We start from the raw sequence: 13,530 nt of genomic DNA, 5'->3' as shown, positions 1-13,530 counted from the left end.
TCAAAACCGGCACGCCCTACAACGAGACGACCGCCTGGCCACACCACACCGCCGAACCCGCTACTTGACACTCGTACGTCCTGGGATGTCTTACACCTCGTGCACGAGGCCGTAGACCTCGCGGCGGCGCAGCCCGTATCCGGCGGCGACCTCGGTGATGGCGTCCCGCCGGGACAGCCCGGCGGCCTCCCGCTCGGCCACCGCGGCGCGCAGCGCGTCGTCGTCCGGCCGCTCTGCCGGCGTCGCCGGCGCCCCGGCGACCACCAGCGTGATCTCGCCGCGCGGCTCACCCGCCGCGGCCCACTCGGCCAGCTCACCGAGGGGCCGGCGGACGACCTCCTCGTACGTCTTGGTCAGCTCGCGGCAGAGCGCGGCCGGACGGTCCGCGCCGAAGGCCGCGGCCAGATCGGCCAGCGCCCCGGTGATCCGGTGCGGGGCCTCGAAGAAGACCAGCGTGCGCTCCTCGGCGGCGAGGGCGCGCAGCCGGGAACGCCGGCCGCCGGGGCTGCGGGGCAGGAACCCCTCGAAGCAGAACCGGTCGCAGGGCAGGCCGGACAGGGCCAGCGCGGTGGTCACCGCGCTCGGCCCGGGCGCCGCGGTGACCGGGAAACCGGCGTCGAGCGCCGCGCGGACCAACCGGTAGCCGGGATCGGAGACGCTGGGCATCCCACCGTCGGTGACCAGCGCGACCGTGTAGCCGGCGGCCAGCACCTCGACCAGTTCCGGGGTACGCCGTTCCTCGTTGCCCTCGAAGTAGGAGACGATCCGGCCGGGCACCGACACGGCAAGGTCCCGGGCCAGCCGGGTGAGCCGGCGGGTGTCCTCGGCGGCGACCACGTCGGCGGCGGCGAGCACCTCCCGGAACCGGGCGGAGGCGTCGGCGGGGTTGCCGAGCGGCGCGCCGAGCAGGATCAGGCGGCCGGTTTCGGACATAGCACCCACTGGCGGCACTCCTTCGTCGAGATCGGTCCCGGCTTCGGGGACGACGTACGCCACCGGGCACCTCCGCAGCCTACGATCGCCGGGTGACGAGTGCGTCGACAGCGCAGAGCGCGAGCACGGACCCGGCCGGCCCGGAGGCGACGGCGGGTGACCCCGGGGCCGGGCGGCCGCCGGCGGCGAGCGGCGGTGGCGTCCCCGCCGTGGTACGCCGCCGGCTGGCGACCGTCGAGGCGGGCCTGGCCCTGCACTCCTGGCTGGCCACCGGGGTGGTGGTGGCGATCGCGGCGATCCTGCGTTTCTTCAGGCTCAGCCACCCGCCGGGCAAGGTGTTCGACGAGACGTACTACGCCAAGGACGCCTGGGGCCTGGTCGACAAGGGCGTCGAGTGGAGCTACAAGGACAACGGCCCGTCGTACGTGGTCCACCCGCCGCTGGGCAAGTGGCTGATCGGGCTCGGCGAGTGGGCCTTCGGCTACCAGGACGCGGAGAGCGGCATCTCGGTGCCGGGGCACCTGATGACCACCGCCCCGGAGTTCGGCTGGCGGGTCTCCGCGGCGATCGCCGGCACGCTGTCGGTGCTGCTGCTGGTACGCATCGGCCGGCGGCTGTTCCGGTCCACCATGCTCGGCTGCGCCGCCGGGCTGCTGCTCGCCCTGGACGGCTTCCACCTGGTGCTGTCCCGCACCGCCATCCTCGACATCTTCCTGCTGCTGTTCGTGCTGGCCGCGTTCGGCGCGCTGGTGCTGGACCGGGACGCGCGCCGCCGCCGCTGGACGCGGGCGCTGGCCGGCGGGCTGGATCCGGCCACCCCCGGGCGGGCGGGCCGGCCCGCCAACGGATGGCGGGACTGGCCGTGGTGGCGGCTGGTCGCCGGGGTGCTGCTCGGCTGCGCCTGCGCGGTGAAGTGGAGCGCGGTGTACTTCGTCCCGGCGTTCGCCCTGCTGGTGATCCTCTGGGAGGTCGGCGTCCGCCGCTCGGCCGGGGTACGCCGCCCGTGGCGGGACGCCCTGCTCGACGAGCTGCCCTGGCTGGCCGTGGCCGGCGTGCTGATGGTGTTGACCTACGTCGCCACGTGGTCGGGTTGGCTGCTGACCGACATCGGCTACTACCGGGACGCCGCGCGCTACCCGAACAGCGGGCTGAGCGACAACCCGCTGTACAACCTCTGGAAATACCACGAGGCCGCGTACGGGTTCCACAAGCAGCTGGACGACCCGCACAAGTACCAGTCGTGGCCGTGGCAGTGGCTGCTGCTGGGCCGGCCGGTGGCGTTCTACTGGTCGGGGGTGGGCGCCTGCGGGGCGCCGAGCTGCGCGTCGGAGGTGCTGCTGCTCGGCACGCCGCTGCTCTGGTGGTCGTTCCTGCCGGCGCTGGCCGGGCTGGCCTGGCTGGGCGCGGCCCGCCGGGACTGGCGGGCCGGTGCGATCCTGCTCCCCGTGGCGGCCGGGCTGCTGCCCTGGTTCTGGTTCGCGCTGGACGGCCGGACGATGTTCTCGTTCTACGCCGCGCCGGTGCTGCCGTTCCTGGTGCTGGCCGTGGTCTACGTGCTGGGCGCGATCATCTCGCCGGCCGGCGCGTCGGCCGTCTCGGCCGAGGACGGCTACGACCGCCGGCTGGTGGGCGGGGTGATCGCCGGGGCGTACCTGCTGCTGGTCGCGCTCTGCTTCGCGTACTTCTACCCGGTCTTCGTGGGGCAGGTGCTGCCGTACGACGGGTGGTCGGCGCGGATGTGGCTGGACGGCCGCTGGATCTGATCCGCCCAGGGGCCGGCGGATACCCGGGGTTGGCAGATACGAAGACGCGCGCCCCGATCGCCTGCCACGGGGGAAGCGGGCGATTGGGGCGCGCACGAAAAGCTTAACCACGGATGCAGCACCGGCACAACGGGTCGAGTTAAGTCAGATTTCTGACGCCTACCTCACCCGTCAAGAGGTTTACGACCAGGAAATGACCGTACGCCATCCGCCGACCACCGTCCGACACGAGCGACGGCCGGCCGCCCCCGATGATCATCCAAAGTGGATCTCACTACACTTCGCCCGGTGATCAACAAAAGAAGATCAACGGTCGTCCTTCTCGGACTGCTGGCCGCGACCGTGCTGACCGGCCCCCCGCCCGCGGCGGCCGACGACACCACCGAGCCGGCGGCGGAGCCGCCGAAGGTCGAACTGGTGCTCGACGTCAGCGGCTCGATGCGGGCCCGGGACATCGACGGCCGGAGCCGGATCTCGGTGGCCCAGCAGGCGTTCAACGAGGTGGTCGACGCACTGCCGGAGGAGACCCAGCTCGGCATCCGGGTCCTCGGCGCCACCTACCGGGGCAAGGACAAGAAGCAGGGCTGCCTGGACACCCAGCAGATCGTGCCGGTCGGCCCGGTGGACCGTACGCAGGCCAAGGCGGCGGTGGCCACCCTGCGGCCGACCGGCTTCACCCCGGTCGGGCTGGCGCTGCGCTCCGCCGCGCAGGATCTCGGCACCGGTGCCACCGCCCGGCGGATCGTGCTGATCACCGACGGCGAGGACACCTGCGCCCCGCCCGACCCCTGCGATGTGGCCCGGGAGCTGGCCGCCCAGGGCACCCGGCTGGTGGTGGACACCCTCGGCCTGGCACCGGACGCGAAGGTACGCCGGCAGCTGCTCTGCATCGCCGGCGCGACCGGCGGCACGTACACCGCGGCGGAGAGCGCCGAGGAGCTGACCGGCCGGATCAAGCAGCTCGTCGACCGGGCCAAGGACACGTACACCGCCGCGCCGACGGTGGTCGACGGCGCCAACGGCTGCGCCGGCGCCCCGCTGCTCTCCCCCGGCGTCTACACCGATCGGCAGGAGTTCTCCGCGCACCGCTGGTACCGGGTGCCGGTGCCGCCCGGCCAGGAGCTGCGCGCCTCGGTCAGCGTGGCCCTCGACCGCCCGGTACGCCCCGACTACGGCATTCTGTTGCGGGCCACCACCGGCGACGGCCGGGAACTGGTCCGGGGCGTGGACGCCGGCAGCGGCCGGACCGACGTGATCTCCACCGGGCTGCGCTGGTCCGACGCGTCCGCCTCACCGTCGCCGCGACCGAGCGCGGGCACCCTGGTCGAGCCGGACGTCGTCTGCCTGGTGGTGAGCAACGCGTTCGCCCCCCGGTCGGGCACGGAGGCCAAGCCGGGCATGCCGCTGGAGCTGACCATCGGCGTGGTCGCCGCCTCCCCGGCGCCGACCGGGCCGGACCTGGGCCGGGGTTGGCTGCTGCTCGCCCTGCTGACCGTGGCCGGGCTGCTCACCGGGCTGCTCGCCGGGCTGCTCACCCGCTGGTGGGTCGCCACCTGGAGGGAGAACTGAGGATGCGTACCCTGTCGATCGCCGCGGCGGCGCTGGTCGCCGCCGGGGGCCTGGCGCTGCCGGCCACCGCGGCCGGCGCCGCGCCCACCCCCTCGCCCGGCGCCGAGACCGTCACCAAGGCCGGCACGGCGTTCCTGACCGCCACCCCGATCACCGCCGGCCAGCCGGTCCGGGTCGGCGCGTCCACCGGCGACCACCTCTACTGGTCGTTCACCGCCGGGGCCGGCCAGGTGCACGAGATCACCGCCACGGTCTCCTTCCCCCGGGCGCGCACCGGCCCGTCCACCTGGTCGGTGGACGTCTTCGACGGGCTGCGCCGCCGGCAGGCCTGCACCGCCGGGGCGCAGACCCCGACGGTCGACGCCGCCGCGGACAGCGTCACCCTCGGCTGCCGGCTGCCCGAGGTGCGGCCGTGGGCCGAGGCGTGGTCCGCCGACCCGTTGCCCGGCACCTACTACGTCCGGCTGTCCGTGGTGAACCTGCCGGAACCCGACCTCGGCCTGCCGGTCGAGGTGGACCTGCTGCTCTCCGCCACCGGCCACGGCGGGTCGTCGGCCGAGGACGGCGAACTGAAGGCGTCGCTGACCGCCGACAACCGGGCCGGCAGGGTGCTGACCGCCGAACCGACCCCGGCGCCGGTCGCCGAGAACACCGGCACCGGCCTCACCGGCTGGCTGCCCCAGCCGGGCTCGCGGTGGGTCTGGACCACGGCCGGCGGGATCCTCGCCGCGGTGGCCGGGGTGGTCGGCTTCGCGCTGACCCGCCGCCCGCGCCGCCTCTGACCCACCTCCGCGTCCCCGGACTCCGGCCGGCCGGAGTCCGGGGCCCGGCCGAACCGGCAGCGGCCCCGGCCGTGGCGTCAGGCGCCGCGCGGGCCGCGCGGCACCCAACCGATGAAGCGGGTCCGCAGCACCGGCATCGAAGCCCCGCGCAGGTCCTCGGCCGCGGCCGCCAGGCAGGAACCCAGGTAGACGCTGAGCGAGGCGCGGTCGATTCCGTACTCGCGCAGCAGCCGCTCGCGTTTCGGCGGGCAGGGCCAGTCCTCGCCGCAGGAATCACAGCTCCACCCGGGTGTCACCGGGACGTGCTCGTCGGGCCGTCGGCCGGGTGGTTCCGCGCCTGCGGTCATGCAACTCCCCTTCGCGCCTGGCTCGTCGACGCCGGCTCGAGCCGTCCCTCGACAATGGAGGCAACCCTGCCGGTGTCGACCAAGAGGCGTCACGCGACGCTCCGGCGTTACATGCGTGCGGTACGTTCACCTGCCATGGCCCTCCCCACCCTGACCGCCGGGCGGATCCCGGCCCGGCGGACCGCCGGCCGGGACCGGGCGCGGGCGTACCCGAGGGGTGCCGGCGATGCGTGACCTGCTGCCGCCGGCGGTCGCCGTGGCGGTCGCCGGGCCGGCGGACTGGGCCGGCGAGCTGCTGCCGGACGAGCGGGCCTGCCTCGGCGAGCGGGCGGTGGCGAGCCGGCGGCGGGACTTCACCGCCGGGCGGGTCTGCGCCCGGCGGGCGATGGCCACGCTGGGCCTCGCGCCGGCCGCGGTACCGGCGGCGGCCGACCGCTCGCCGGTCTGGCCCGCGGGGGTGGTCGGCGCGATCACGCACACCCGGGACTACTGCGCCGCCGCGGCGGCGCGGTCCGCCGACGTCCGGTCCGTGGGCATGGACGCCGAGCGGCACAAGACCCTGAGCCCGGAGGTACGCCGGGTGATCTGCCTGCCCGAGGAGGAGGAACACTGTGCCCGGCTGCCCGCCGGCACCTCCTGGCCGATGGTGATCTTCAGTGCCAAGGAGACCGTCTACAAGGTGTGGCACCCGATCGTGCGGGGCTGGTTGGACTTCCTCGACGCCCTGGTGGAGCTCGACCCGGCGGCGGGCACCTTCACCGCCCGGATCGCCCCGGCCCGGCTGGACGCCGCCGCGGCGCTGCGCCCACCGGCGGTGCTGACCGGGCACTTCGCCGTGGCCGACGGGCTGGTCCGCACCGCCGCCGTCCTGCCACACCACTGACCCGGCCAAGGCGCACCGGCCGCGCCGGTCCGGATGGCCGGTAACGCGCCGGGTGGCTTCTGCCGTCGAAGGCGGCGTTCGTTGGACCGCGAGGCGGACCCGGCGACCCGCGAGCGGGTGCGGCGTTTCGCGGCGGCTCAGCCCTCGGCCAGCAGTCGGTCCAGGGTGCGCCGGCCCAGCCGGCTCATCGGCGGGTTGGTCTCGGCGTAGTACCAGACCAGCCCCATCGCCTGCTGGAACGCCCAGGCCATCCCGCGCCCCCACTCCACGTCACCGCAGCCCAGGGCCCGGCGGAGCGCCGCGCGGGGCGGCCCGTCGAGCAGGTGCCAGCCGGCGACGAGATCCAGCGCCGGGTCCGCCGGCCCGAACCCGCCGGTGTCGAGTACGCCGACGAGCCGCCCGTCGCGCACCAGCACGTTCCCCGGTATCAGGTCCGTGTGGGACATGACGTCCGGTCCGGTGCGCGGCAGCGTACGGAGCTCGCCCCAGAGCCGGCGCAGCCGGGCGACGTCGAGCAGCCCTTCGCTCTGCCGGAAGCAGGTCTCCATCCACTCGTCGTGATCCGGCAGGTTCCCGCCCCGGCCACCGCCGGAGAACCGGCGGCCCCGGGTGTCGGCCGCCCGCAGGGCGGCGATGAAGTCGGCGAGATCCTGGGCGAAGGCGAACGAGCCGCCCGGGTCGTCCAGGGTGGCGACCCGGCCGGGCAGCCAGGTCTGCACGCTCCACGGCAGCGGGAAGCCGTGCCCGGGGGCGCCCAGCGCGATCGGCACCGGCACCGGCACCGGGCTGCACCCGGCCAACTCCCGGGCCGCGTCGGCCTCCGCCGTCAGCCACGCCAGCGCCTCGGCCGGGTCCATGGCCCGCAGCGGGAAGCGCGCGGCCAGTTCGTCGCCGACCCGGAAGATCGCGTTCACCGTGCCGTCGGACTCGACCGCGCGCAGCGGCAGGTGCCGCCACTGCGGGAACTGGTCGTCAACGAGCCGCCTGGCCATCTCCCCGGTCAGCTCGACCTGGTCCTCATGCATCATCACGCCGCCACCCTGGGCGACCGGCACGCCCCTGACAACACAATTCCCCGCCGGCCCCCACTCCTCGCCGCCAGATCACCCGCGATCTTGGGCACTTACCGTTCCGCGCGAACGGTAGGTGTCCAAGATCTGCCGGCGGCACCCGCAGCGCACGGGTCAGTCGGTGGGGAGGAGGGGGCGCATGAAGGTGCGCTCGTAACGGAGCACGCAGCCCGACTCGTCGCGGATCCGGTCGGCGGCGACGAACTCCGGGTCGGTGCCGAACCGGGCCCGGTAGCGCTCGTACGCGGCCAGGCTCTCGAAGCTGAACAGCGCCTCCGCCCGGTCGCTGGCCCCCTCGGCGGGCAGGAAGTAGCCGTGGTGCACCCCGCCGTGCTTCGCGACCAGCCGCATCCACTCCCGCGCGAAGCGTTCGAACGCCTCGATCTGCCCGGGGTCGATGGTGTAGTGCACCACGCAGGTGATCATTGGCTCACCCTACGGGCCGGGATCGGTTCGGCCGGGGCGGCACGACCTCACCGCAGGGCCTTCACGAAGCGGGCCTACCGCGCGCAGGCGTCCTGGAATCCCAGCCGTCGGTAGAGCCGATGGGCGCCACTCCGACCAGCCCCCCACCGAGGTCGGCGCCGATGAGTACGCTCGCCGGGTCGCCGAGCCAGTGGTTCAACCGCTCGTCCACTGCCGACGCTTCGACCGGATAGCCGAGTTGTCCCAGCAACGTGGCCAGTCGCGGGGCGTCCGGCCGGGCGACGGGGCGCAGGTGCAGTCGTCCGCTCAGGGATGGCCCCCGGTGACGGTCGCGGGCGGGACGACGGGGTCGCCGGAACTCCCGTCCCGTTCTTCTCGCTCGGGCGGGATCGGCCGGCGGGCGGCGACGGCCGCGGCGGTGAGGCAGAACGCGGCGGCAGCGATCAGCGGCGTGGCGCTGCCGAGCTGGACGGCCGCGGCGCCGAGCGGGATGGCGAGGGCGATGGGCCCGAACATCACGGTGTTGGCTGTTCCGGAAATCCGCCCGAGCAGCTCCGCCGGGGTGTGCGTCTGGATCGTGGTGACCGCCGCGACCAGCGCCCACGGCAGGCCGACGCCCGCCACCACCGACGCGGCGACGGTGCCGGGCCACCAGGGCAGGCAGCGGCCCAGGCAGCCGGCGGCGAACAGGACCGTACCGGCCACCGCGATGGCGGTCGCGCCCCGCCGGGTGATGAGGCGGCCGACGATGAGTCCACCGAGGATGGAGCCGAGGCCCTGGGCGCTGACCAGCACGCCGAGGAACGTCGCCGGCAGGTTCAGCTCTCTGGTGACCACCGCGTAGAAGCCGGCGGTCGCGAAGCCGGACATCGAGATCGAGACGGCGGCGAGCAGAACGGGCACCCGGATCGCCGGCCGCTCGAACACGGCGGCGAGCCCGGCGCGCAGGTCGTGCCGCCGCTCGACCGGCGGTGCGGGCGGCTGCTGGGCCAGCCGCAGGGTGGCGTACAGGCCGGCGACCAGGACCGGCATGAGCGCGCTGATCGCGACGACCGGGTGGGCACCGCGCCACGCGTAGAGGCCTGCGCCGGCCAGCGGGGCGACCAACTTCATGCCCTCCTGGGCGCTGGACCGCCACCCGTTGACATCGGCCAGTTCGGCGGCGGAGAGCGCGGACGGCAGTAGGGCCGTCTCGCCCGCGTCGATCAACACGTAGCTGACGCCGTACGCGAACGAGACGGCGAAGATCAGCCATGCGTCGCTCGGCCCCCGTACGGCGAACAGGGCCGACAGGGCGGCGGCGAGCGCGAGGTTGACCCCGATGATCAGCGGTCGCCGGGGGGCCCGGTCGAGCACGCCGCCGAGCCATGGCCCGGCGAGCACGGGGGCGTAGACGCAGAGCTGGGCGAGCGCGGCGAGGCCACTGGAACCGGTGAGGTCGAGGATCCAGATGCCGGACACCAGCGACATGGCGCTGCTCCCGAAGCCCGACACCAGCGAGATCGCCACGAACAGGCCAGGGTTGCGACGCACGAGTCCTCCACACTTGAGCCGGGACGACTCACATCCTCGGATCCTGAGAGCGTCGACGGCAATACCGTGGAGACTGCGTCAATCTTCTGTTGACAGCGCCGTCGCCAGGCGATCGGCCACCGCCCGCACCGGCAGGGGCAGCCGCTCCCGCCCGGCGCCGGCCAGGTCCTCGGCGAGGTGCGCCGCCAACGCGTACAGCGAGCCCGGTGCGGCGTCGAGGGCCAGCGCCGTCGTATGGCGCACCAGCGCCGCCCGTGGGAACCGGCCGTCCCACCCACGGTCCGCGTCGCACCACCGCTGGAGATCGGCGAGCACCCCGCGCAGCACCGCGATGCGGTCGGAGTAGCCGAGATCAAGCTGCCGTCGTCTCGACCGGCGGGCCGCCGCGAGGCGTTGGCGGCGCTGCTCGGCGGCCTGCCGGCTGCCCAGGCCCAGCGCGGCGGCTATCTCGGCCCAGGTGGCGCCCGCATGGCGCGCCCGGTCGATGAGATCGAGCTCCTGCTCGTCCAGGCGGATCCGGGTGTCGCCGAGTTCGGCCAACTGAGCTACCTCTACCTCAGGGATCACCCGTCAACAGTACGTTGACAAACGCGACCGCCTACACCCTTCCTTCTGCGATCATCGCCAGCGCCCGGCGCGGGACTCGTGCCGCAGCGCGGCCCCGCCGAGGAACGCACCCCCTGTCACGGCGAAGACCTCCCCGAGGCCCCATGACGCCGGGCTCCCGCCGAACGGGTGGTCCCCCGCCCACAGCTCGATTCAGCAACACCGTCATCCGCGCCGGCGGCCCGGGCCGAACCCCGTTGGGGAAGTTGCCTCACCGCGCTGCCAGGGTGGGTGCCCGGTTGTTGGCCTAGCTGCCGTCCGAGAGTCCCCTCCTGCGCGGGCAGGACGGGATTCTCGTCCGGAGCAGCGAACGGGCCGACACCTGTCGGGGTGTAGGCAGGCGCGACGCCGGGTACCTCGCGCCCGACCCCCGTACCCCTGCCCAGGAGGACCGCATGACCGTCGTACTCGCCGTCGTCTGCAGCGACGGGGTGGTGATCGGCGCGGACTCCCAGATCACCGAGAGCGACCGCGGTCTGAGCTTCCCCGCCCAGAAGCTTCACCCGCTGGGCTCCTGCGCCGCCTGGGGCGGCAGCGGCCCGCGGGGAGTACTCAACGACCTGCGCCCCCTCCTCCAGGACTCGGCCACCGCCATCCTCGAAGCACCCGACATCGGCGGCGAGTTGCAGGAGCGCGTCCTGCCCGTCTTCAAGAAGCACTACGAGAACTACATCCCGGACCTGCCCGGCGAGGACGGCGGCGGCGGGGTGTCGGCGTACCTGCTCGCGGCCGGCTACAGCCAGGGCGGTGGGTCGTGGAGATCAACCCCAACGGGCTCATCGGCCGCTACGAGGACGTGGGCTTCCACGCCATCGGCTCCGGCGCGCCCATGGCCCAGCAGGCCGGCGCGCTGCTGTCCCACTTCCGGATGACCACGCGCACCGCCGAGTACGGCGTGGTGGGCGTGGTACGGGTGCTGGAGGCGCTGGAGCGGACCTCGCCGTCGGTCGGCGGGCCGTTCAGCGTCGCGTCCATCCGCGAGGAGGGCGCCCACCACCTCGACGAGAAGGAGATCGCCAAGGCGCTGAAGTACGCCCAGCGCTGGCGCGACCTCGAACAGGAAGCGCTCGACCGGCTGTTCGACTGACGCCGGCGGGGGTCGGCGACGACCGGCATTGGTGGCGGCCCGTCGGGGCGTCCCCGGTGCCATGAGGGCGAGTTGCCGGCTTGAGCGGATCGCCGGGGTACCCGTCGGGGTCAACTGGAGTGTCCTGGTCATCTTCGCCCGGCGGCGAAGCTGCTGCACTCGGGGCAGGTCGACACCATCGGGTGCGCGCATGCGAGTACGTGATCAAGGAAGTCCTGCGCGGCGTGTAGTCGGCGGATCTGGTCGGCGATCCGATTCCGTCGGTCACGCACCAGCGCGGCGCGGCGCTGACCGTCGCCGCGATACAGGTCTCCGATCTCGGTCAGTGACATGCCAGCTCGCTGGCAGAGCCGGATCAGACGCGCCTGCGTGATCGTCTCGTCGTCGTAGATCCGGTGCCCGTTGGCAAGCCGGGCCGGTTCGAGCGCCCCGACCTCCTCCCAATGCCGCAGCACATGGGTCGGGACGCTGACCAGCGCCGCCGCGTCTCCGATTCGCCACGTCGTCACGCAGGCTCCTTACGAATTGACTTCAGGTCAACCTGAACTTCTACGGTCCACCCATGGCGCGCGATGCGCCAGGGTAAGGGGAGAAGCTCATGATCCACACGATCCGCCAGGCCACGGTGGCGGCCGGTGCGCTGGCTGCGGTGCCGTACCGCCTGATCCGGCCGCGTCCGATCGACCGGCGCTTCCTGGCCGGGCTGTCCGACGCCGGTCTCCCGCGCGGGGATGTCGAGGTCGAGCTGATCGCATTGAACCAGACGGTGCGGCCGGTGCCGACGCCACTGATCGCCGAGGCCGTCCGGAAACCGCGCCAGGTCGGCAACGCCCTGACCACGTACGTGATCCGGCATCCGGAGGTCACCGTGCTGCTCGATCCGTCGGTCTGTGTCGACGTCGGCGACCGGGTGATCGGCGAGTTGCCGTGGACGTTGCGGCCGGCGGTGCGGCCGCGCTATCAGGTGCTGCCGACCACGACGGCGCTGGAACGGGCCGGCATTCCGGCCGACACGATCGACTTCGCACTACCCACCCATCTGCACTGGGACCACGTCTGCGGGCTGCTCGACCTTCCCGGGCTGCCGGTCATGGTGCGGGAGCGGGAACGGGACTGGATGATGTCCGGCGACGCTGCACCAGCAGGCGGCGTCCGAGCCGCGCTGCAGGGCCGCCGGCTGGACAGCTACGAGTTGGAGGGGCCGCCGGTGCTCACCTTCGAGCGCAGTCACGACCTGCTCGGCGACGGGTCAGTGATCATGGTCGAGCTGGCCGGGCACACGCCGGGGAGTGCCGGTGTCCTGCTGCGTACCCCCAACGGACCAGTGCTGGTCGCCGGTGACGCAGCCTGGCACGGGCTGCAGATCGAACACGTCCGGCAGAAGGCGCCGTACCCGGGGTGGCTCGTCGACGACGATCGCGACGCAGCCTTCCGTACACTGCACCGGCTGCACGCCGTCCGGAACCAGGTCCGCATCATCCCGACCCACGATCCGAGCGCCTGATCCTGATCTTCACCACCCGCCTCGGGACGCCGGTCGAGCCGAGGAACTTTCACCGGAAGTTCAAGACCCGCTGCCGCAAGGCCGGCGTCCGGGAGATCTCTGTGCACACCACCCGGCGCACCTGCGCCACCCTGCTGGTGGCGCTCGACGTCCACCCCCGGGACATGATGCGGATCCTGCGGCACAGCCAGATCGCCTTGACCATGAACATCTACAGCGAAGCCACCTCGGAGGCGGCCCAAGCCGCCTTGAAGCGACTTGGTGGGCGGCTCGATCCCTGTCCGTAGTCAGCCGACCGAAGCCAGCAAATCTTCAACCAAAGCAGAAGCAGCGGCCGAAACGACGGGGGGATCTCCGATACCTTCCTCAGCTCTACCCGCCATTACCGATCCGAGCGCATCGGGGCCTGCCGCGAATAGGTCCGCAGCAAATCCCAGGGCTTGGTCAGTAACTTGTCCAGCTAGATCATCAGCCCGCAACTCCCGTAGCTTGGCAGCAAGCTGCCCAGTTGGCACGGCTACGAGCAGACGGTAAATATCGTGCGCATCCTTGTCTACAAGGCGCTTAGGCGTTTCCTGGCGCTCGCCGATCTTGTGCAACTTGGCCACGAGCAAAGCGGCAGGGCCTGCAACATTGGCCGTATAGACCCGGCTGTCCCCCGGGGCGAGCGCATGTATTTCAACCGCATCATTGTCGACGACCGCAGCCTCCAATCCGACCGCTCGCCTCGCAGCACTTTTGGAGTGAGGTGGGATTTTCACTGCGCGGCGACTTGATCCCCCAGCAAGCGCTTCCGGAACCATCAAGTCAACGGGAATGCCTTTGGGGTTCAGCCACGCTCCAGGCTGGTGCGCTTGAACATCGAGATGAAAGCCGGCTGCGCGCATGGCCTCCTCTAGCAACGGCTCCTGCGGGAGCGCACGTGCGTCGAGCGCAAGGTCACAATCCTTGGTCACCTCAGCTAAGGCGATCGGCGCGGCCCCGTGTGCAGATATATGGCTTGCGCTCCCACTACGACCACAGCGTC

The 13,530-nt window shown here is 72.7% G+C and carries 16 protein-coding genes; 8 read left to right on the top strand and 8 right to left on the bottom strand.

The window, feature by feature from the left end; all coding sequences use genetic code 11:
- Positions 1-90 precede the first annotated feature (90 nt).
- Positions 91-942, bottom strand: coding sequence for a 16S rRNA (cytidine(1402)-2'-O)-methyltransferase (rsmI, locus tag AB0H57_RS16505; RefSeq protein WP_357507129.1), 852 nt, complete (start codon positions 940-942; stop codon positions 91-93).
- Positions 943-1,025: 83 nt separating this feature from the next.
- Between rsmI and AB0H57_RS16500 the strand changes: the two genes are divergently transcribed.
- The 3 genes from AB0H57_RS16500 to AB0H57_RS16490 all read left to right on the top strand — a co-directional run bounded on the left by AB0H57_RS16500 (position 1,026) and on the right by AB0H57_RS16490 (position 5,047).
- Positions 1,026-2,696 carry a phospholipid carrier-dependent glycosyltransferase gene (locus AB0H57_RS16500; protein ID WP_357507127.1) on the top strand — a complete coding sequence of 557 codons (1,671 nt, stop codon included), beginning with the start codon at positions 1,026-1,028 and terminating at the stop codon, positions 2,694-2,696.
- A 288-nt stretch (positions 2,697-2,984) separates the two neighbouring features.
- Positions 2,985-4,265, top strand: a complete 1,281-nt coding sequence (locus AB0H57_RS16495; protein ID WP_357507125.1) for a VWA domain-containing protein — start codon at positions 2,985-2,987, stop codon at positions 4,263-4,265.
- Between the two features lie 2 nt (positions 4,266-4,267).
- The gene (locus AB0H57_RS16490; RefSeq protein ID WP_357507123.1) at positions 4,268-5,047 is read left to right on the top strand and encodes a peptidase; all 780 of its coding nucleotides are present in this window, start codon (positions 4,268-4,270) and stop codon (positions 5,045-5,047) included.
- A 77-nt stretch (positions 5,048-5,124) separates the two neighbouring features.
- Here AB0H57_RS16490 and AB0H57_RS16485 read toward each other — a convergent pair whose 3' ends face one another.
- A complete protein-coding gene (locus AB0H57_RS16485; protein ID WP_357507121.1) occupies positions 5,125-5,394 on the bottom strand; it encodes a hypothetical protein in 270 nt (89 codons plus the stop codon).
- Between the two features lie 226 nt (positions 5,395-5,620).
- Here AB0H57_RS16485 and AB0H57_RS16480 point away from each other — a divergent pair, with 226 nt between their 5' ends.
- A complete protein-coding gene (locus tag AB0H57_RS16480; protein ID WP_357507119.1) occupies positions 5,621-6,277 on the top strand; it encodes a 4'-phosphopantetheinyl transferase superfamily protein in 657 nt (218 codons plus the stop codon).
- A 137-nt stretch (positions 6,278-6,414) separates the two neighbouring features.
- On the opposite strand, the gene AB0H57_RS16475 is transcribed toward AB0H57_RS16480, so the two are convergent.
- The 4 genes from AB0H57_RS16475 to AB0H57_RS16460 all read right to left on the bottom strand — a co-directional run bounded on the left by AB0H57_RS16475 (position 6,415) and on the right by AB0H57_RS16460 (position 9,870).
- The gene (locus tag AB0H57_RS16475) at positions 6,415-7,305 is read right to left on the bottom strand and encodes an aminoglycoside phosphotransferase family protein (protein ID WP_357507146.1); all 891 of its coding nucleotides are present in this window, start codon (positions 7,303-7,305) and stop codon (positions 6,415-6,417) included.
- Positions 7,306-7,461: 156 nt separating this feature from the next.
- The gene (locus AB0H57_RS16470; RefSeq protein WP_357507117.1) at positions 7,462-7,773 is read right to left on the bottom strand and encodes an NIPSNAP family protein; all 312 of its coding nucleotides are present in this window, start codon (positions 7,771-7,773) and stop codon (positions 7,462-7,464) included.
- Positions 7,774-8,079: 306 nt separating this feature from the next.
- Entirely contained in the window at positions 8,080-9,306 is a 1,227-nt protein-coding gene (locus AB0H57_RS16465; RefSeq protein WP_357507115.1) for an MFS transporter, read from the bottom strand.
- Between the two features lie 78 nt (positions 9,307-9,384).
- Positions 9,385-9,870 (bottom strand): hypothetical protein, encoded by a 486-nt coding sequence (locus AB0H57_RS16460; RefSeq protein WP_357507144.1) that lies wholly within the window; start codon positions 9,868-9,870, stop codon positions 9,385-9,387.
- A gap of 437 nt (positions 9,871-10,307) precedes the next feature.
- Here AB0H57_RS16460 and AB0H57_RS16455 point away from each other — a divergent pair, with 437 nt between their 5' ends.
- On the top strand, positions 10,308-10,784 hold the full coding sequence (locus AB0H57_RS16455) for a hypothetical protein (RefSeq protein ID WP_357507113.1): 477 nt from the start codon (positions 10,308-10,310) through the stop codon (positions 10,782-10,784).
- Positions 10,781-10,999, top strand: coding sequence for a hypothetical protein (locus tag AB0H57_RS16450; RefSeq protein WP_357507111.1), 219 nt, complete (start codon positions 10,781-10,783; stop codon positions 10,997-10,999). Before AB0H57_RS16455 ends, AB0H57_RS16450 begins: the two co-directional genes overlap by 4 nt.
- A 128-nt stretch (positions 11,000-11,127) precedes the next feature.
- Here the strand turns inward: AB0H57_RS16450 and AB0H57_RS16445 are convergent, their stop codons facing one another.
- Complete coding sequence (locus tag AB0H57_RS16445) at positions 11,128-11,508, bottom strand: MerR family transcriptional regulator (RefSeq protein ID WP_357507109.1); 381 nt, start codon at positions 11,506-11,508, stop codon at positions 11,128-11,130.
- A gap of 89 nt (positions 11,509-11,597) precedes the next feature.
- Here AB0H57_RS16445 and AB0H57_RS16440 point away from each other — a divergent pair, with 89 nt between their 5' ends.
- Both AB0H57_RS16440 and AB0H57_RS16435 read left to right on the top strand, forming a co-directional pair.
- Positions 11,598-12,503, top strand: coding sequence for an MBL fold metallo-hydrolase (locus tag AB0H57_RS16440; protein WP_357507107.1), 906 nt, complete (start codon positions 11,598-11,600; stop codon positions 12,501-12,503).
- Positions 12,398-12,790, top strand: a complete 393-nt coding sequence (locus AB0H57_RS16435; RefSeq protein ID WP_357507105.1) for a tyrosine-type recombinase/integrase — start codon at positions 12,398-12,400, stop codon at positions 12,788-12,790. Before AB0H57_RS16440 ends, AB0H57_RS16435 begins: the two co-directional genes overlap by 106 nt.
- Here AB0H57_RS16435 and AB0H57_RS16430 read toward each other — a convergent pair whose 3' ends face one another.
- Complete coding sequence (locus tag AB0H57_RS16430) at positions 12,791-13,459, bottom strand: hypothetical protein (RefSeq protein WP_357507103.1); 669 nt, start codon at positions 13,457-13,459, stop codon at positions 12,791-12,793.
- Positions 13,460-13,530: the final 71 nt, after the last annotated feature.

This window comes from Micromonospora sp. NPDC050686, from assembly GCF_040654475.1.
Lineage (GTDB): Bacteria > Actinomycetota > Actinomycetes > Mycobacteriales > Micromonosporaceae > Micromonospora.
The sequence above is the reverse complement of the archived record's forward strand: the minus strand, read 5'-3'. Positions and strand labels throughout refer to the sequence as shown.